The sequence below is a fragment of the Staphylococcus sp. HMSC36A10 genome, assembly GCF_001838845.1.
Lineage (GTDB): Bacteria > Bacillota > Bacilli > Staphylococcales > Staphylococcaceae > Staphylococcus > Staphylococcus aureus.
Genome location: NZ_KV839135.1, coordinates 18,573 through 37,779, shown reverse-complemented (window position 1 = coordinate 37,779; position 19,207 = coordinate 18,573). Strand labels below are relative to the sequence as shown.

The following is a 19,207-nucleotide window of genomic DNA, read 5'->3' as shown; positions in this document are numbered from 1 at the left end:
ACAGGTGTGACCTCCTTGCTATAGTCACCAGACAAAATAACTTACTTATTCATGATACACGCTTAATTAATAAGGTGCAATAGTTAATTTTACACTTTGATGTAAACTTTGTCACATCAGCTTTTAGTGTGTTTCGTCTGTTTTTGACGACTTTTATATATTACTTCATTCAATTGATAAAGTCAACACTTTTAATCAACTTTTTTATTCTTCAAAACTGACATTTCTCGTGCCCTCTAATTCATAACACTTTTAGTATTCTATCATACACATATGTACAAAACCATACACATTCTATACAATTTTAAAGTACTTTTATAGCTGATTAAGATAAATTATACTAATATAGCAATTTTTGTTATAAGATATCTCAATGTCTATCGTTAACATTTCTCATCCGAACTACTCTATATACGTATCGTCATTTTCATCTATCAGCCAACTACCTTGTTTAACAGTCAAAAATAGCACCACTATCGTTAACTATTACTATCAAAAACATTCAAACACGAACTAATTACCATAATTAAGAAAGCCCTCGCATACACATGTTGTATACACGAGAGCTCTTACTAACAATCAACGTCATTTATTTTTGTCTCATATAAGGGAATAATAATACGTCTCTGATTGATGGAGAGTCAGTTAATAACATAACCAATCTGTCAATACCGATACCAAGACCACCTGTCGGAGGCATACCATATTCTAACGCTTCAATGTAATCTTCATCCATTTCATGCGCTTCATCATTACCTTGCGCTTTTTCAACAAGTTGCGCTTCAAAACGACCTTTTTGATCAATAGGATCATTTAATTCAGTAAATGCATTTGCATGCTCTCTACCTACAATGAACAATTCGAAACGATCAGTAAATCTAGGATCTTCAGGATTTTTCTTCGCTAAAGGTGAAATTTCAGTCGGATGACCATAGATAAACGTTGGCTGAATAAGTGTTTCTTCAACTTTTTGCTCAAAGAATTCATTTAAAATATGACCATATTTCATTGTATCTTTAATTTCAATACCATGTTCTTTAGCTAAAGCTTTAGCTTCATCATCACTTTTAACTTCATAAAAATCTACACCAGTAGCTTCTTTTACAGCATCAACAATATGCAAACGAGTCCAAGCAGATTCTAAATCAATCGTTTCCCCATTGTATTGTACTTTTGCAGAACCTAACACTTCATTGGCAATATGTCTCACCATAGATTCTGTTAAATCCATAATGTCATGATAATCTGCATATGCTTCATATAATTCAATCATTGTGAATTCAGGGTTATGTCTAGTTGATACACCTTCATTACGGAATACTCTACCAATTTCATATACTTTTTCAAGTCCACCGACAATTAAACGTTTTAAATGCAACTCAATAGCAATACGCATGTATAACGTTGCATCTAATGCATTATGATGTGTTACAAATGGTCTAGCAGCTGCTCCACCAGCAATTTGGTGCATCATAGGTGTTTCTACTTCCAAGAAACCTTTATTATTTAAATAATTACGCATTTCTTGAATGATTTTACTACGATTAATAAATGTACGAGTGCTATCTTCGTTCGTAATTAAATCTAAATATCTTTGACGATATCTCTGTTCAATATCCTGTAAACCGTGGAATTTATCCGGTAATGGTCGCAATGATTTAGTTAGTAGCGTGAATTTCTTCGCTTTAACCGATAATTCGCCAGTATTTGTTTTGAACATTACACCTTCAACACCAACGATATCGCCTAAATCAGCATTTTTCCATAAATCAAATTCGTCATCGCCAACTTGATCTTTACGAACGTAAATTTGAATTTGTCCAGCTAAGTCCTGAACGTGTGCAAATCCTGCTTTACCTTTACCACGCTTAGTCATTAATCGTCCAGCTATAGCGACATGACTATCCGCTTCTTTTTCTACCAATTCTTCTTTAGAATACTGGTCCCACTCTTCTTTCAAATCACTAGATAAACCTGAACGGTCAAATTTAGAACCAAACGGGTCTATACCAAGATCATATAATTCTTGTAATTTTTGACGTCGAACCAACATTTGGTCATTCATTTCTTCTGACATAACTTTCTCTCCTTTAACTTGTTGTAATCCTTTAGTATTCCAACTGGTACACTCAAACATTTTCCTTTAAAGTTTTATAAAATATCAGACATTTTTGCTCAACATACATCTCTTTCGATGTTTCTAATACTTTATCATTAACCATTACACCTTAAAGTTATGATGTGGCATGTTTTCTTATATTCATAACATCAATTTTATCACTTTTTTAATTTTACAAGAGCTTGTAAATGTAATAAAGCAATTTCTGTTTTCGTTTATGAATTACTTATTCATTTAAAATACGATTATCATTAATACAACCCTAAGTAAATGTATAAAAATTATCTTCCACAAACTTCAACAAAAGCCCAAATAAATTACAGCAATTTATCAAATATTGCTTACTTTGATTTTATGAAATAACTTAATTCTAACACATACTAAATCATCATATACTAATTCGAAATCAAATGCATTTAGAGATAATCAAAATGCGGAAACATCTCCAATAATCAATCATCTATTCCCAATAAATATGAATGTTCTCAACAATGCATTATTTATATCTCTTTACACTGTCATCTACAAAAACTAAATCTTTCACTTTCAATTTCGAACGTGGTTCTACGACATTTGCTGCTATATCATTTAATGGGATTAAAACAAATGCACGTTCATTCATTCTCGGATGTGGCACCGACAGTTTTGGTAAATCTATCATTTCTTCTCCATACAACAAAATATCCACATCTAAAGTTCTAGGACCCCATCGTTCCTTTCTAATACGGTGTAAACATTCTTCTGTCTTCAAACAACATTCCAACAGTTGTAATACTGTGAGTGTTGTTTGAATTTCAACACACAAATTTAAAAAGTTAGGTTGCTCAGTATACCCAACTGGTGCTGTTTCATAAATCGGAGAAATATTAGATACGTTAATACCATCATATTCATTCAAAATCTTTATAGCATCGTTTAACTGGCTTTCTCTATCACCAATATTACTACCTAATCCTAAGTATGCTTGAATCATTTATTCTCCCTCACTATTTCGATACCTACTCCATCATAATGACCCGGAATCGGTGGGTTTTCTTTAGTGATTCTCACTTTCGTTTCCATTACACGATTATATTGTGAATTTATACGATTTGCAATACGTTCAGCTAGATGCTCAAGTAAATTAACGGCCTTACCTTCCATAATTGATTTAACCTCTTCGAACACTTCACCATAATGAACTGTATCAATAACATTATCAGTACGCCCAGCTTCAGCTAAGTCTACTTTCAAAGTTACATCCACTTTGAAAATTTGCCCTATTTCATTTTCAGCTGATAAAGCACCATGATATCCATAAAAGCGCATACCTTTAAGAAAGATTGTGTCTTGCATTTTCATTCTCCTTTAAAAAATCTATACCTTTAGCTAATTTAGCATTCAACTCGACATTATGAACGCGTACTGCTCTAACGCCTTTCATAATACCATATGCAGTCGTAGCTGCAGTTACTTCATCTCTTTCAACCGGTGTTGTATCATAACCCATCATCTCTTTAGTGAAACGTTTCCGGCTTGTCGCTAATAAAACTGGATATTCTGTTGCAACAAGTTCATCCAGTCTTGCCATAACTTCGGCTTCTTCATTTCTAGTTTTAGCGAAACCTATACCTGGATCTAGCCAAATTTTATTTGAAGGTATACCAGCTATTTTAGCTTGATGTGCTTGTGCTAACAAAGATGTTAACATTTCTTCGACAACCGGTTCATCACGATTACCATTTCCATTATGCATTAAAATAATTTCCGCGTCATATTTAGCTACAATTTGGAACATACGATGATCATACAGACCCGCCCATTGATCATTAATCATATCAACGCCTAATTTTAAACATGCTTCAGCAACCTCACTTCGAAATGTATCGACTGAAATTTTTACATCAAAACCGACAATAGCTTCAACAACAGGTAATACTCTGTTCATCTCTTCTTCTAATGAAACCATTTCATGACCTGGTCTCGTTGAAACACCTCCAACATCTATAATGTCAGCACCTTCATCTATCATGGCTTTCACTCTATTTATAGCTGATTCAACATTATTAAATTTTCCACCATCTGAGAATGAATCAGGTGTGACGTTTAATATGCCCATAATTTTTGTTTTAGTCATGTTAACCACCCTTTAATTATGTATTGTTTAACTCTAATAAAATTTACTCCTGCTATTTACTAGTTATTAGTATGTACGTTTATTATCTTATCATTCACTGGATATTTTTATCAGAAAAATGTTTAATTTAACGCTCATATTTTTAAAAATATACATGGTAGAAAAAAAGAGCAAGTTATCTCAAAAAGATAACTCACTCTTTTAAATGACATTAATTAGTCATCGAATGAATATAAAGGTGTTGATAAGTAGCGTTCACCATTACTCGGCAATACTGTTACTACTGTTTTACCTTTTCCTAATTCTTTTGCTTTTTGAATGGCAGCATAAATCGCAGCACCTGATGAAATACCTGCTAAAATACCTTCCTCTTTAGCAACTCGACGAGACATTTCCATCGCTGTATCATTTCCTACTTTAATAATACTGTCATAGATTTCTGTATTCAAAGTGCCTGGAATAAATCCAGCACCTAAACCTTGTAATTTATGTGGACCTGGCTCACCACCGCTCAATACTGGAGAAGCCTCAGGCTCTATAGCAACAATTTCGATGTTAGGATATTCTTTTTTCAGAACTTTACCTACACCAGATAACGTACCACCAGTACCAACACCAGCTAGGAACGCATCGATAGTTTTCCCTTCAAATTGTTGTAATAACTCAGGACCTGTAGTTAACTCATGAACTTCAGGGTTCGCAGGGTTTTCAAATTGTTGTGGCTCGAAGTAACCATGTTCTTCTTTCAATTCTTTAGCTTTTTTAATTGCACCTTTCATCGCTTCTGATCCAGGCGTTAAAACTAATTCCGCACCGTATGCTTTTAATAAATTACGACGCTCTTGGCTCATTGTTTCGGGCATAGTAAATACTGCTTTATATCCTTTAGCAGCACATACAAATGCTAAACCGATACCTGTATTACCACTTGTTGGTTCTACAATTGTATCGCCAGGTTTAATTTTGCCTTCTCGCTCTGCTTTTTCAATCATTGCTAAAGCAATTCTATCCTTTACAGAACCACCTGGATTTTGATATTCCAATTTTACATAAACATCTGCTGCATTGTCATCTACTACATTTCTCAATTTGACTACCGGTGTACCGCCAATAATTTGAGTAATATTATCTACTGGTTTTTGTGCCATTAAGAACACTCCTTTTTAGTTAGTTGTTGAAATCTTAGTTTATTTATCGGATATAGAATTATTTTATCAAATAAATTCTAGAAAGCAAACAAAATCACTAAGGATTATACAACTATTTAGTTCTACATTTCACTAAACCGCTAAAAATAAACATTTTAGCGTATTGATTTAAATTAAATTACGCTAAACTTTCTAGCAACACGTTTAATTCTTCTTCAGTATATTTATATTTATTTCCACAGAAATGACATACTGCTTCAGCACCATGATCTTCTTTAATCATATTTTGAATCTCAGCCTCGCCCAATCCTTTAATAGCATTTAAAAATTTCTCATGACTACAATTACATTCAAATTGAACAGGCATTTTCTCTAAAATTTGCACATGGTCTTCACCTAAGATTTCGTTTAGTAATCCTTCTGGCGTTAATCCTTGTTCAATTAATTTAGAAACTGGTGTCATTTCACTAATTGCTTTTTCTAATTTTGAAATTGTTTCATCTTTGGCACCTGGCATAACTTGAATGATAAATCCTCCTGCTGCTTTAATCGTATTATCAGGATTTACCAATACACCAAGACCTACCGATGAAGGTGTTTGTTCACTTGTAGCATAATAATAAGTAAAATCTTCACCAAGTTCTCCTGAAACAATTGGACTTGCTCCAGAGAAATAGTCTTTCATTCCAACGTCTTTAACAACCATAATAGATCCATTTGTCCCTACTGCTCGTCTTACATCAAGTTTACCTTGCTCATTTAATGGAAAATGAGTTTGTGGATGGTCTACATAAGCACGCACCTCGCCTTTAGCATTTGCATCGGCAATAATTCGTCCAATAGGTCCTTGGCCATCTACAGTGACAGTTAATTTTTGATCACCTTTCAACATTGCGCCCATCATAGCTGTTGCTGTCATTGTTCTTCCCATTGCAGCAGATGCTGTCGGCCATGTATAATGTCTCGTTTGTGCTTCTTGAACAGTTTCAGTTGTCAAAGCAGCATAAGCCCTAATCTCTCCATCAAATGCTAATGCTTTAACAATATAATCGTGTGTCATTATTTCAATCTCCTCTATTACTCTATATTTAAAAAATTACTTTACTTCATAAAATGCAACAATTGTACTTATTCTACACCCATCATTCTAAATAATGAAGTAACTTGTTTTACAATTATTTTCTGCTATAACAATTCAACGACTTAAAATCTAATACGTATTTTCAAAAACGATAAAAGTACCTCTTTCTATAACTTTATCATAGAAAGAGGTACTGAATATAATCGATTATTTATTGTCTGGGTGATTTGGATCGTAAGGTTTTTCGATATTTGGGGCTTGTCGATGTGCTGGTTCATCTTTTTCATCAGATTTATCAGCTTCTTTTTTATCCTCAGCAATATCTTTTTCTTCTTTACGATCTTCACTTTCGTCACGTTGTCCATCTTCTAATTGCTCTTTACGAATCTCTTCATAAGATTTACCGAATTTACCATCATTAAATTCAGAATCTTCATCTTTAACAACTTTAGCTGCATCATAATCAATTTCAGGTAATTTACCTTCGTAGAATAATGATTGAATTTGTTCAGCAACTAATGTTTCTTCTGTTAATAATGTTTCAGCAATTAAAATTAATTGTTCTTTGTGCTCTAATAAAATTTGTTTACAACGTTCGTATTGTTCTTTAACGATTCGTTGAACTTCTTTATCAATTTCATATGCGATTTGGCTTGAATAATTAGGCTCACCTTGCATATCTTTACCTAAGAATACTTGACCATTGCTATGACCGAACTGTAATGGTCCTAATTTTTTACTCATACCATATTGCGTAACCATTGAGCGTGCGATTTGTGTTGCACGTTCGAAGTCATTTGAAGCACCTGTTGATACTTCGTTAAAGTTAATATCTTCTGATACACGTCCACCAAGTAAACCACAGATTTTATCTAATAACTCTTGTTCAGTCATTAAGAAACGATCTTGTTTAGGTAGCATCATTGCATAACCACCTGCTTGTCCACGTGGAACAATAGTAACTTTATGCACTACTTCTGCCTCATCAAGTACCATACCGATAATTGTATGACCAGCTTCGTGATGAGCAACAATATTACGTTCTTTCTTAGAAATAACTCGAGATTTCTTAGCAGGTCCGGCTATAACTCTATCCGTTGCCTCTTCGATATCTCTCATGTCAATTTTCTTTTTACCTTCACGTACAGCAATTAAAGATGCTTCATTTAATAAGTTCTCTAAATCAGCACCTGAGAAACCAGGTGTACGTTGTGAAATTGCTTTTAAATCAACCGTTTCATCAAGTGGTTTGTTTTTAGCATGAACATGAAGAATTGCTTCACGGCCTTTCACATCTGGACGACCAACTTGAATTTGTCTATCAAAACGACCTGGACGTAATAAGGCTGGGTCAAGGATATCAGGACGGTTTGTAGCAGCTATCATAATGATACCTTCATTTTCACCGAAACCATCCATTTCAACTAATAATTGGTTTAGGGTTTGTTCACGTTCATCATGACCGCCACCAACACCTGCACCACGTTGACGACCAACAGCATCAATCTCATCGATAAAGATGATACAAGGCGCGTTTTTCTTAGCATTATCGAATAAGTCACGAACACGGCTCGCACCAACACCAACAAACATCTCTACAAAGTCTGAACCACTAATAGAGAAGAATGGTGCGCCAGCTTCACCTGCAACCGCTCTAGCAAGTAATGTTTTACCAGTACCTGGAGGTCCAACAAGTAAGACACCTTTAGGAATCCTAGATCCCATTTCTTTGAATTTTTTATTATCTTTCAAGAAATCAACAATTTCAATTAATTCTTGTTTTTCTTCATCTGCCCCTGCTACATCAGAGAAACGAACACGACGTTTATTATTATCGTACATTTTTGCTTTAGATTTACCAAAGTTCATCATACGACCGCCACTACCGCCACCTTGTGCTTGGCTTAGGAAGAAAATAAATAATAACGCTATGACTACAACTGGAATTAATGTTGAAAGTATACTCACAAAGACACTTTGTTTTTCTTCTTCTTTAATCGTTAATTTTACACCGTTTTGCTTTTTAGCAGCATCAGTAATTTTTTGTAATTCTTTTTCGTTGTTATATAAAATAGTTGATGAATAGTCTTCATCATTTTTCGTTTTACCACTTACCATATAGACATTTTGTTGTGGTTGGATTTCTAAAGTTTTAAGGTCACCTTTTTCCAACTTCTCAGTAAATTGATTATATGTAAGCTGTTTCGGCATATTTCCATTACCGTTTAAATATGAAAATAGACCAAAAATAATAACGCCTATTATTACGATAACTAGCACATTGCGAAAAGCTTTCTGCATGCGTCATTTCCTCCTACTTCCCATAATAAAACTAACAAAAATTGTAACATATGACATGTTTTATAAGCTAGTAATTGAGCTTAACATCAATGTCATTCACACCCGTATTAGTTTTATCAATCTCTATATTTTTCAACTTTTCAAGACATATGTCTTGTCTAAAATTAAATATATATGAAATACATTTTTCATATTTTTGAGTCTACACTATTATTTCTCAAACGCATAGTAATAATAACTGAAATTGATTAAAAAATTAATTTGAATACACTTCAGGTTTTAACGTACCGATATATGGTAAGTTTCGGTATAATTCACGATAATCTAAACCGTAACCAACAACAAATTCATCTGGTATTTTTTTACCTACATACTTAGCTTCAATGTCCGCTTTACGACGGTTTGGTTTATCTAATAAAGTAACTATTTCTAATGAATTAACTTTTCTAGATTGTAATAATTCAGTAATTGACTTAAGTGTAGTACCAGTCTCTAAGATATCTTCAATAATTAATACGTCTTTATTTTCAATAGAAGAACCTAAATCTTTAATGATTTGAACTTCACCAGTTGACTCAGTGCCTCCGTGATAACTAGAAACATCCATGAAATCAATTGATAAATGGGTATCAATTCGTTTAATTAAATCTGACATAAACATTGCTGAGCCTTTTAAGATACCCACGCATACTAATGGTTTACCTTGATAATCCTTTGTTAATTGTGCTCCCAATTCCTTACAGATATTTTGAATATCTTCTTCAGTTAACAATACTTCTTTCAAATCATTATGCATAACGCTATTCATCTCCATTTTTACTAATTATAATCCATTGTTTTATTGTTTGTTGTTGATATAAATCTCCTACCGCAATAATGCGCTGTTGTTTATCCAATACGATTGGCATTTGATCCCGAACCCACTGTTGCACTTTACAATCTATAAACAGGCGATTCACTTTCTTATAACCATCGCGCCCATTCAGTTTAAATGTATCGCCACTTTGTCGTGTTCTCACTGTAAGCGGAAATAAACATTTTGGTAAATTAGAATGTATCTCTAATCGATATTTGTTAAAAATATAATTACCTGGCTTTTCAATAGTTTGAACTCTAAAATATGTATCGCCATTATTTTTAGCCATTATTATTAATTTACCATATGCAATTTGAATTATCCATTTATCCGTGAGATTAATACTGAATTGTGCTTTCTTACTACTAAATTGTTTAAACCACTCTTCGTATGTTTTAGCACTAATATTAAACAACTCATAATACTTTGATAGTAGGCAATCCAACACAACCATCTTTAATGAGTTTGGTAAGTTATTAAAAGCTTGTCTAGAAACCTCTAAATATTTTGACTGTTCATCAAACTTCACAAATTCTTGAATAAATTGTTTAGCTGAATATTGCAAAATATCATATTGTTCATCATGCCATTGTTTTAATTTTAATAAATGCGATGCTTTAAGTTGATTATTTTCATCAATAGCTGGAATAATTCTATTACGAATATCATTTCTAACATATTTGTTATCTTTATTAGATTCATCTTCAAAATATGGAATATGATATCTCTCTTGGAATTGTTTTATTTCTTTTTTAGAGACAGCTAAAAGTGGTCGATAAATCTGATAACCTTTTCGCTTCGATAACTCATCAAATCCTAGTTTATTACGCGTTGATTTCCCATTAAAAATACGATACATAATAGTTTCTAATTGATCGTCCAAATGATGCGCCGTTAGCAATACATCCGCTTCTAATACATTCATCATTTCATCAAACCATTCGTAACGTTTAATTCGAGCTTCATTCTGAATGCTGTTATTTCGGTCGAGACTATGCGACAAATCTAACTTTTTGATATGTAAATCGATGTGATGACGTTCGCAGTATACTTCTAAAAATCTGGCTTCCTCGATTGAAGCTGACCTAACGCCATGATTGACATGTAAGCATGTTAGTTTTCTATAACTATCTTTATAATCATTTAGTAGTTGATACAATAAACACATACTATCAATACCTGTAGAAACAGCGACAACAATATGGTCATCAACATGCCAACCATTACTATTTAACTGCATAACATCACCTCACTTTTACAATTTTCAAAAATGGTATAAGTCTTAGTTATATCATTACAAATAAAAGAGACTGCTCCTTATTTAAGAAACAGTCTTAGATTGTCTAACGCTGCAATCGATTATTCGATACGCATCATTCTAAATATATTCCTTATCGAAACAGTCTTTATTTATTTTAATTAACGTCTTGAACCTTTGCCACCGCGTCTAGATTCTGTTTGACGTTTGATTGAAGTTAATTTATCTTCACTATCTTTTAAGAAATTGCTTAATTTCTTTTCAAAATCTTCGGCTTTTTGCACTGGTTTTTGATGACTTGGTTTACTCGTATGTTGTCTACGTGGACGGTCTTTAGCTTTCTTAATTGAAAGACTAATTTTTCCATCATCAGCAATAGATAATACTTTTACGTCTACTTCATCACCAACAGAAAGGTGCTCTTCTACGTTTTCAACATAATTATCTGCGACTTCACTAATGTGAACTAAACCACTTTTTCCTTCAGGTAATTCTACGAATGCACCAAACTTTTTAATACCAGTGACTTTACCTTTAAGCTTATTTCCAACTTCGATTGACATATGTTAAATAAATCCTCCCGATTTGATTCGATTTTCCCTTATTATATCCTTGTTTGGATTTTTTCACAATGTCTATACTCGGATAATTTTGAATCAATTTGGATTTATTTTTTCGAAGATTTTGAGCTAGACGAATCTTTGTCTTCTGGCAACCTAAAAATCACTTCACCTTTGTTGCTTAAGTAATAATCATCACGCGCAATTTTTTCAATATAATCTTTGTCATTCAGATTATTCAACTTTTCTTTTAACGCAATTTCTTCATTTTGTTGCTTTTGAAACTGTGCTTCTTTCGCTTTTCGCTCCTGTGCATCGATATCATTGCGATGTTTTTGGACAACAAGCAAGATTGATAAAACAACAATTATCGCAAGTAATACGCCCGCAAATACTGTAATACGCCTACGAACAACACGCATTTTCATTTTTTGACGTTGTTTTTTCTTGTTCTCTTGCGACGTGTACTGATTTTCTATATGTTCTACTTTATTTTTCATTGCTTGTCACCTCCAATTTACGCTTCTTCAAGTCGACGCTCTTCAACGATTTCATACATGCCCTTCGCGTTATCTTTAGATGCATGTTCATTTAATGCAGTTACTTTAACTGTTACTAATTTTTGACCAAAGCGAATCGTCAGCACATCTTCAACTTTAACATCCGATCCAGCTTTAGCAACATTACCATTTATTGTAATTCTACCTTGATCACTTACTTCTTTTGCTAGCGTACGTCGCTTTATTAACCGTGATACTTTTAAATATTTATCTAATCTCATGTATTACTCTCCCCTTTTTCTAGCCACTGCTTTAACGAGGCCTCATCAAATGACTTATCCTTCGTCTTCTCATATAAATTTAAAAAATGCTCTGCAAATACTTTTTCAAATTTAACTCTTGGCTGTTTACCTTCAGCATCTTTCGCCTTAGACCAAATTTCTTTTAAGTCATCGATAGTTTCAGCATTGGCATCACCAAATATGTGTGGGTGTCTACGAATCATTTTAGCATTAAGACTTGTAATCACTTCTTTAATGTCGATATACCCTTCTTTTTTACCAATACTAGTATGCAATAACACTTGTAATAAAATATCTCCTAGCTCTTCAATCATATGCCAATCATCTTCATTGTCAATAGCTTCGAACAATTCAAATGTTTCTTCAAGTAAATAACGCTTAAGCGTTTCATGCGTTTGCACTTTATCCCATGGACAACCTTTATCTTCATCAACTAAAGTATCAATCACTTCCGTTGCAAAATCAAAGTCATGATACAAATATGTCGATGTTATGATTTTTGGTACGAATACACTCGTCAAATTATTGAATGCATTTTCATCATGATCCAATTCATATAATGGGCATGTCACAACGTTATCCGCACCATCGCTTCGTGCACCAGTGACAATTTGAACAGGGTAATCATCAGGATATCGTTCCATTAAAGTGATTTTCAAATTAGCAGCAACCATTGCACTATAAACTTGTGTAATCAATGTATGCGTTCTAACATTAAGTGTTACTTCTTGTAATGATGTCGCATCTAACAGTGTGAAGCCATCATTTGGATCTACATTAACTGCTTCAAACACATCATCAATAAAGCTTTTACCACCTAAAACTTTCACATCTATATCAGTATTGTCCTTTGCTAAAGCCAGTAATTTCACTGTAGTTGTCTCAGCAACTCTAGGATGACCCGGAACCGCATAGACAATATCTTTTTCATTAGCAGCTTCAACCAATTGCGCCACAATATCATTATAGACATCTTCAAATTGGTCATGTGTTTCATAAACATGGTCAAAACTCTGAAATGTTAATTCATCTTGCAATGATTCTATAACTGGATGATTTAACGTTCTTGCATAAACTTTATCTTGTGTCTTTAAAAATTTATATATCCCTAGCGGCAAATCATCAATGCCATAGTTTCCTAAGCCAACAATCGTAATGGTATGTGCCATCAACGTCTTCCTTTCTTAATTTGATACAACTTTGAACCAAATGGTAAATAAGTTAACTCTTTATATGTCAAAACATTAAATCTAAAAATATAGAAAAACAATGCAATGATACCTAATACTGCTGCACATAATAATTCAATGAGTCCAGTGATTCTACCGTGTGTTGTCACTATGTTTAACACGCATTGAACAACAATCGACATAAATACCATACCTAAAACAACATTGATAAAAAATCGTCTCATCGCATGTAAGTGGTATTTTCTCGTGACAGCAATATGGATAATCGTACCGAATATAATTAATGATACAACAGTACTAATGCTCGCACCAATAATGCCACTTAAACGAATCAAAATGATATTAAGTATAAATTTAATAACCAATCCTGCCGTCATACCAACAAAAATAGGTCTCACAGCATGTTGCGCTTGTAATAATGCCATATCCATCATAATTAAAGATACACAAATGACCGTAATCATATAAACACTTAACGTTAAGGTTAAATCATTCGTCTTAAAAAACACACCGTTCATTAAAGGCAATAAATTAATTAATCCTATTCCCGCTGCTGTACTTATTAAAATCGTAATCTTTAATGACGCATTTGCATAACGATTCATAAGTACCTGATTATTCATTTTGATTGCGTCACTTAACAGAGGAATGAGCGCAAAACTAAATGTTGTAGTTACAATCAATCCCATCTGAATAAATGATGCACCACGGTCATAGACTCCTTTTTCAGTTATGGCAACATCGAATGGCACGCGTATCGCTTGAAGTGACTTAATAATAGTAACACTATCAATCACTTGCCATAAAATTACGATTAATTGACTGATAGCGAAAATCAAAACCGAAAGTGCGAACTGTTTCCAAACAATCTTTGCAGTGTTATTTACCATTTTAAACTTAAAAGGTCGGTGCGCTACTAAATAAATTGAAGAACCTAAAAAACCTATCGTTGATGCTAAAATAGCAATTGTTCCCGCTTCATATATCGTCCAACCTCTGTCTACAAAAATAACAATAGTAACAATGATAATACCTACTCGTATAACTTGTTCTATAACCTGGGAAATAGCCGGAACTGTCATATTATTTGCAGATTGATAATAACCTCTTAACACGCCAAGCATACCTATAAATATAAAGCTTAAACTTGCAGCTTGAATCATTGGTGTTAAATGGCTATCACCCATCATATGTGCAATATTGTTCGCAAACACAAAAATAGCAATAAATATTAATATACCAACTAATTGTATATAAGCGACTGCTTTTGCATATGCTTCGTCACTATGATACTTTCCTATATTTTGTGTAATTGCACTAGGAATGGCATTCATCGATAATATCATTCCTAGTGCTACAATTGGATACACTTGTTGATATGCATACAAACCTGTATCGCCTAATATATTTTGATATGGAATTCGATATACAGCACTCAGAATTTTAATGACAATTAATGCAGCAGTTAACACGACAACGCCATTAAATGCTTCTTTATGCTTCATCACTTATTCTCATACTTTCTTCAATGCACTTAACTAAAAACTTCAAACTATCAAGCCATTGATTTTGTTTCGTTAAAGTAATTGTCATTGCATTATTTTGAACACCAACCTTCATTGTTCTACCTAAAGGTTGTGTTGCTTTGAACAGCACTTCGCCATCAATATTTTCAGTGGCTTTTACAGATAAATGAATATCAATTATTTTCCCTTTATCTTTAATCAACGTGATACCTGAATGTAATGCGTGTACTTTTATTTCCACTATATCAAGCAAACGTGCTACTTCAACAGGATAATCATTAAAACGATCAATTAATTCATCTTTAATGTCGATAATTTGATCAAATGTTTCAGTTTTTCGTAGCTTTTTATAAATTTCAATTTTAGCTTGTTCATTTGCAATATATTCTGTTGGCAAATATGCATCCAAGTTTAAATCAACTTCGACTTCTGGCACCTCAGATTCTGGTTCCTTAATACCACGTTTTTCATTTACAGCTTCTTCTAACATTTGACTGTACAAATCAAATCCAACTGTATCAATAAAGCCGTGCTGTTGTTTACCTAACAAATTACCAGCACCACGAATGTTCAAATCACGCATCGCAATCTTAAATCCTGAGCCTAACTCCGTAAATTCTTTAATCGCTTGTAATCGATCTTCTGCAGTCTCAGTTAGTACCTTATTTGCTGGATGTAAGAAGTATGCATAACCAATACGACTTGAACGACCAACACGACCTCTTAATTGATACAACTGACTCAATCCAAAGCGATCTGCATCTTCAATGATCAAAGTATTTGCATTTGGGACATCGACACCTGTTTCAATAATCGTCGTCGTTACTAAAATATCATATTCATTATTGATAAAACTTAACATCGTTTCTTCTAAATCGCGCTCTGTCATTTGTCCATGAGCAACTGCAATGTTAGCATCTGGCATTAACATCTGGAGTTGTTCTCGTTTTTCATAAATGGATTGCACTTTATTATAAAGATAAAACACTTGGCCATCACGGGATAGTTCTCTTTCTAAAGCTTCTTTGATAAAACTCATGTTCTGTTCTAATACATATGTTTGAACTGGGAAACGATTTTCTGGCGGCGTTTCAATCACTGACAAATCGCGCACACCTAGCATACTCATATGCAATGTTCTAGGTATTGGGGTTGCAGTCAATGTTAGTACATCTACATTATGTTTTAATGTTTTAATACGCTCTTTATGGCGTACACCAAATCGTTGTTCTTCATCTACAATCAACAGCCCTAAATCTTTATACTGTATATCTTTACTAAGTAATTTGTGTGTACCAACAACTATGTCAACAAATCCAGTTTTAAGTCCTTCCTTAGTTTGTTTTATCTCTTTAGGCGTTCTAAAACGACTCATTAATTGAATTTCAACAGGAAAATCTTGCATACGCTCAATTAACGTCTCATAATGTTGCTGAGCTAAAATAGTTGTAGGAACTAAAAATGCAACCTGCTTTCCTTCCATTACAGCTTTGAATGCTGCTCTCACTGCAACTTCAGTTTTACCATAACCAACATCACCACATAGCAAGCGATCCATTGGACGCGATTTTTGCATGTCATCTTTAATTTCATCGATAGATTTAGCTTGGTCAGGCGTAAGTTCATATGGAAAATCTAATTCAAATGTTGTTTGCTCAGCTGTGTCTTCCCCATATTGATAACCTTCTGCCATTTCTCTTTCTTTATATAAATCAATCAACTCTTCAGCAATATCTTCAACACTTTGTTGAACTTTAGCTTTTGTTTTTTTCCATTCACTGCCACCGAGTTTATTTAATTTTGGCGTCTTATCTTCCGAAGCTACATATTTTTGAACTTGATCCATTTGATCTACTGGAACAAATAGTTGATCCGTACCTTTATATTGCAATTTAATATAATCACGATGCGTTTGCCCCACTTCGAGCGTCTCAACACCTAAATATCTACCAACACCATGATGCACATGAACAATATAATCTCCCACATTTAAATCTTGGTAAGACTTAATTTTTTCAGCATTTGAGATAGCTTTCGTACGTTTTCGTTGCTTTTTCTGTTTTGATTTAAAAAGCTCACGCTCAGTAATGACAACTAATCCCATATCAGGTAGTTCAAATCCTTCAGATAAACTGCCCTCAATAATCACTGCTTGTCCCGATGACATTGAGCGATGCAATTTTGTTATTGATGGAATATGCATTTCACTTAACATCGCTTGCATACGTTCAACTTTAGTTTCGGTTTCGACCAAAACCACGATATGATAGTTTTGATTAACATATCGTTGAAATTCAGAACGCATAATGTCATATTGCCCATAAAATTGTTGGACAGGTTTACATGAAAATTTAATAATATGATTTAGTTTTATCGGCATTGTTGTAGCGAATAATGAAAAATAAGTGACAGGATAGCCTTCAATCAATGTTTCAAAATCATCATATTTTATAAAACTTTGTCCTATAAATCCATTACCACTTTCAATAATATTGCTAATAAACGAATCAGACTCTACTGTTAAACTTTCTTCAGTTTCTTTAATACGATTAAATTCATCAACTGCAATGATTGCATCTTTTTGGAAATACTCAATAATTGTCGAAGGTGTTTCATACATAAACGCTACTAAGCGACGTAGTATTTGATGATCAAAGTATGTACTTTCGAATAATTTAAAGCTTTCATACGTTTCTTTCAAATCATTGCGCACTGATTTATCTATTTTGGGTCTTGTATTTTCATATGCAGTTTTTAACTCTTCTTTAAGATGGCTGATCACTTCTTCAGTAATGATATAATCACTTGCAGTTGTGATATCGACTTCTTCAACATTATCTTTGGAACGCTGCGTTTCAACATCAAAATCCCGAATAGAATCAATTTCGGTATCAAATAGCTCAATTCTGATTGGTTCCCCAATTAGCGGAAAGATATCGATAATACCTCCTCGCAATGAGAATTCACCAATATGCGATACCACGGATTCCCGTTTGTACCCCATATTAACTAATTTGTTAAGAAATTGGTCCACATCGATATCCTCACCAACACGCAATGTCATTTGGTGATTTTGCCACATTTCAACAGGAGTTAACCACTTTTTCAAACCATTTAAAGGAACGATAAATAACCCTTTCTTACCTTGAGCTAACGCAGTTAAAGTTCTAATACGTTCACTCATCAGTTGAGGGCTTTGTGTTGAAAACTCTTCGGTCATAATATCTTGCACAGGATACTTATACAATTCTTCAGCATCTATAAATTGAAGTAAATCTGTTTCTAATTTATCTGCTTGGTATAAATTATTGGTAATTAATAATAACTGTTGATTACTTTGTGCATATTTTTCAGCAATCATCGTCACTTTAGCTGACGGGGAAAGACCAGTTACTAGTGTGTTTGCTTGTCCAAATACCTGATTAAGGTCTTGAAAATGATTATCTTCTTTTATAAGCGTTGTCAATATTGTCATTATTTCACTTCACCATTAAATTCATTCATAACATGGTCAAATCGTGATGTTTCAACAAACTTTTCAATTGCGCGTGCTGCGTGTTCGATAACTTTTTCCATCGTTACCATTTCATCATTTGAAAAGCGTTGTAAAACATAATCAGGTACCGTCATACCATTCGTTGGTCTTCCCACACCAATACGAATACGTTTAAATTGGTCTGTACCAAGCATTTTAATAATTGATTTCATACCATTGTGACCGCCCGCACTTCCTTTTTGTCTTAAGCGAACTTGTCCTTGTTCTAAATCTAAATCATCATATAAGACAATTAAATCTTCTGGATTAACATTGTAATAATCCATAATCGGTGCAACTGCTTCACCTGACAAATTCATCATTGTCATTGGTTCGATAAATAACACTTTATCGCCGTTCATTCGTTCAATTGTATATGCACCTTTAAACTTTTGTTTATCTAATGAAAAATTATTTTTCTCTAAAATATAATCAACGACTTCAAAGCCGATATTATGTCTTGTAAGTTCAAAACGTTTACCTATATTACCTAGACCTACAATACATTTCATGCGTGTTTACCTCCAACATAATTGTTTCATTTATTATTATAATGACAACATCCATTTTCCGCCATTGCCATCAATTATCATTATTCTTTAGCTTAGTAAGTATGTATTTTAAAATCGAGTACATTAAAATTTTTATGATGTATCATTGTTGAGTTTAATGTCTTTTACTCACTAAAATTAATTAAACTTTAGTACAAAGTAAT

Annotated in this window: 17 protein-coding genes; all 17 read right to left on the bottom strand. The window is 33.4% G+C overall.

Features of this window, described 5'->3' with window-relative positions:
- Window positions 1–589: 589 nt before the first annotated feature.
- The 17 genes from lysS to pth all read right to left on the bottom strand — a co-directional run bounded on the left by lysS (window position 590) and on the right by pth (window position 19,004).
- A complete protein-coding gene (gene lysS, locus HMPREF3247_RS13840) occupies window positions 590–2,077 on the bottom strand; it encodes a lysine--tRNA ligase (protein ID WP_001288199.1) in 1,488 nt (495 codons plus the stop codon).
- 52 nt (window positions 2,078–2,129) lie between these two features.
- Window positions 2,130–2,222 (bottom strand): hypothetical protein, encoded by a 93-nt coding sequence (locus HMPREF3247_RS13835; protein WP_001790128.1) that lies wholly within the window; start codon window positions 2,220–2,222, stop codon window positions 2,130–2,132.
- A gap of 393 nt (window positions 2,223–2,615) precedes the next feature.
- Window positions 2,616–3,092: a 2-amino-4-hydroxy-6-hydroxymethyldihydropteridine diphosphokinase gene (folK, locus tag HMPREF3247_RS13830; protein WP_000613716.1), complete on the bottom strand. Its 477-nt coding sequence runs from the start codon at window positions 3,090–3,092 to the stop codon at window positions 2,616–2,618.
- Complete coding sequence (gene folB / locus HMPREF3247_RS13825; protein WP_001154302.1) at window positions 3,089–3,454, bottom strand: dihydroneopterin aldolase; 366 nt, start codon at window positions 3,452–3,454, stop codon at window positions 3,089–3,091. The genes folK and folB overlap by 4 nt, the downstream gene beginning before the upstream one ends.
- Complete coding sequence (gene folP, locus HMPREF3247_RS13820; RefSeq protein WP_000167924.1) at window positions 3,432–4,235, bottom strand: dihydropteroate synthase; 804 nt, start codon at window positions 4,233–4,235, stop codon at window positions 3,432–3,434. The genes folB and folP overlap by 23 nt, the downstream gene beginning before the upstream one ends.
- A 215-nt stretch (window positions 4,236–4,450) precedes the next feature.
- Window positions 4,451–5,383: a cysteine synthase A gene (gene cysK / locus HMPREF3247_RS13815; protein ID WP_000057594.1), complete on the bottom strand. Its 933-nt coding sequence runs from the start codon at window positions 5,381–5,383 to the stop codon at window positions 4,451–4,453.
- A gap of 178 nt (window positions 5,384–5,561) precedes the next feature.
- Window positions 5,562–6,443: an Hsp33 family molecular chaperone HslO gene (gene hslO, locus HMPREF3247_RS13810; protein WP_000148605.1), complete on the bottom strand. Its 882-nt coding sequence runs from the start codon at window positions 6,441–6,443 to the stop codon at window positions 5,562–5,564.
- A gap of 228 nt (window positions 6,444–6,671) precedes the next feature.
- Complete coding sequence (gene ftsH, locus HMPREF3247_RS13805) at window positions 6,672–8,765, bottom strand: ATP-dependent zinc metalloprotease FtsH (RefSeq protein WP_001167888.1); 2,094 nt, start codon at window positions 8,763–8,765, stop codon at window positions 6,672–6,674.
- A 256-nt stretch (window positions 8,766–9,021) separates the two neighbouring features.
- Window positions 9,022–9,561 carry a hypoxanthine phosphoribosyltransferase gene (gene hpt / locus HMPREF3247_RS13800; protein WP_000551283.1) on the bottom strand — a complete coding sequence of 180 codons (540 nt, stop codon included), beginning with the start codon at window positions 9,559–9,561 and terminating at the stop codon, window positions 9,022–9,024.
- A gap of 4 nt (window positions 9,562–9,565) precedes the next feature.
- Window positions 9,566–10,861: a tRNA lysidine(34) synthetase TilS gene (tilS, locus tag HMPREF3247_RS13795; RefSeq protein WP_001176724.1), complete on the bottom strand. Its 1,296-nt coding sequence runs from the start codon at window positions 10,859–10,861 to the stop codon at window positions 9,566–9,568.
- A 179-nt stretch (window positions 10,862–11,040) separates the two neighbouring features.
- Window positions 11,041–11,442: a S1 domain-containing RNA-binding protein gene (locus HMPREF3247_RS13790; RefSeq protein WP_000021445.1), complete on the bottom strand. Its 402-nt coding sequence runs from the start codon at window positions 11,440–11,442 to the stop codon at window positions 11,041–11,043.
- A gap of 104 nt (window positions 11,443–11,546) precedes the next feature.
- Complete coding sequence (gene divIC / locus HMPREF3247_RS13785; RefSeq protein ID WP_000792417.1) at window positions 11,547–11,939, bottom strand: cell division protein DivIC; 393 nt, start codon at window positions 11,937–11,939, stop codon at window positions 11,547–11,549.
- A 17-nt stretch (window positions 11,940–11,956) separates the two neighbouring features.
- Window positions 11,957–12,220 (bottom strand): RNA-binding S4 domain-containing protein, encoded by a 264-nt coding sequence (locus HMPREF3247_RS13780; protein ID WP_001234989.1) that lies wholly within the window; start codon window positions 12,218–12,220, stop codon window positions 11,957–11,959.
- Complete coding sequence (locus HMPREF3247_RS13775; protein WP_000951459.1) at window positions 12,217–13,410, bottom strand: MazG nucleotide pyrophosphohydrolase domain-containing protein; 1,194 nt, start codon at window positions 13,408–13,410, stop codon at window positions 12,217–12,219. The genes HMPREF3247_RS13780 and HMPREF3247_RS13775 overlap by 4 nt, the downstream gene beginning before the upstream one ends.
- On the bottom strand, window positions 13,410–14,936 hold the full coding sequence (locus HMPREF3247_RS13770) for a polysaccharide biosynthesis protein (protein ID WP_000680731.1): 1,527 nt from the start codon (window positions 14,934–14,936) through the stop codon (window positions 13,410–13,412). Before HMPREF3247_RS13770 ends, HMPREF3247_RS13775 begins: the two co-directional genes overlap by 1 nt.
- Complete coding sequence (gene mfd, locus HMPREF3247_RS13765; protein ID WP_000154228.1) at window positions 14,926–18,432, bottom strand: transcription-repair coupling factor; 3,507 nt, start codon at window positions 18,430–18,432, stop codon at window positions 14,926–14,928. Before mfd ends, HMPREF3247_RS13770 begins: the two co-directional genes overlap by 11 nt.
- Window positions 18,432–19,004: an aminoacyl-tRNA hydrolase gene (pth, locus tag HMPREF3247_RS13760; RefSeq protein WP_000649791.1), complete on the bottom strand. Its 573-nt coding sequence runs from the start codon at window positions 19,002–19,004 to the stop codon at window positions 18,432–18,434. The genes mfd and pth overlap by 1 nt, the downstream gene beginning before the upstream one ends.
- Window positions 19,005–19,207: the final 203 nt, after the last annotated feature.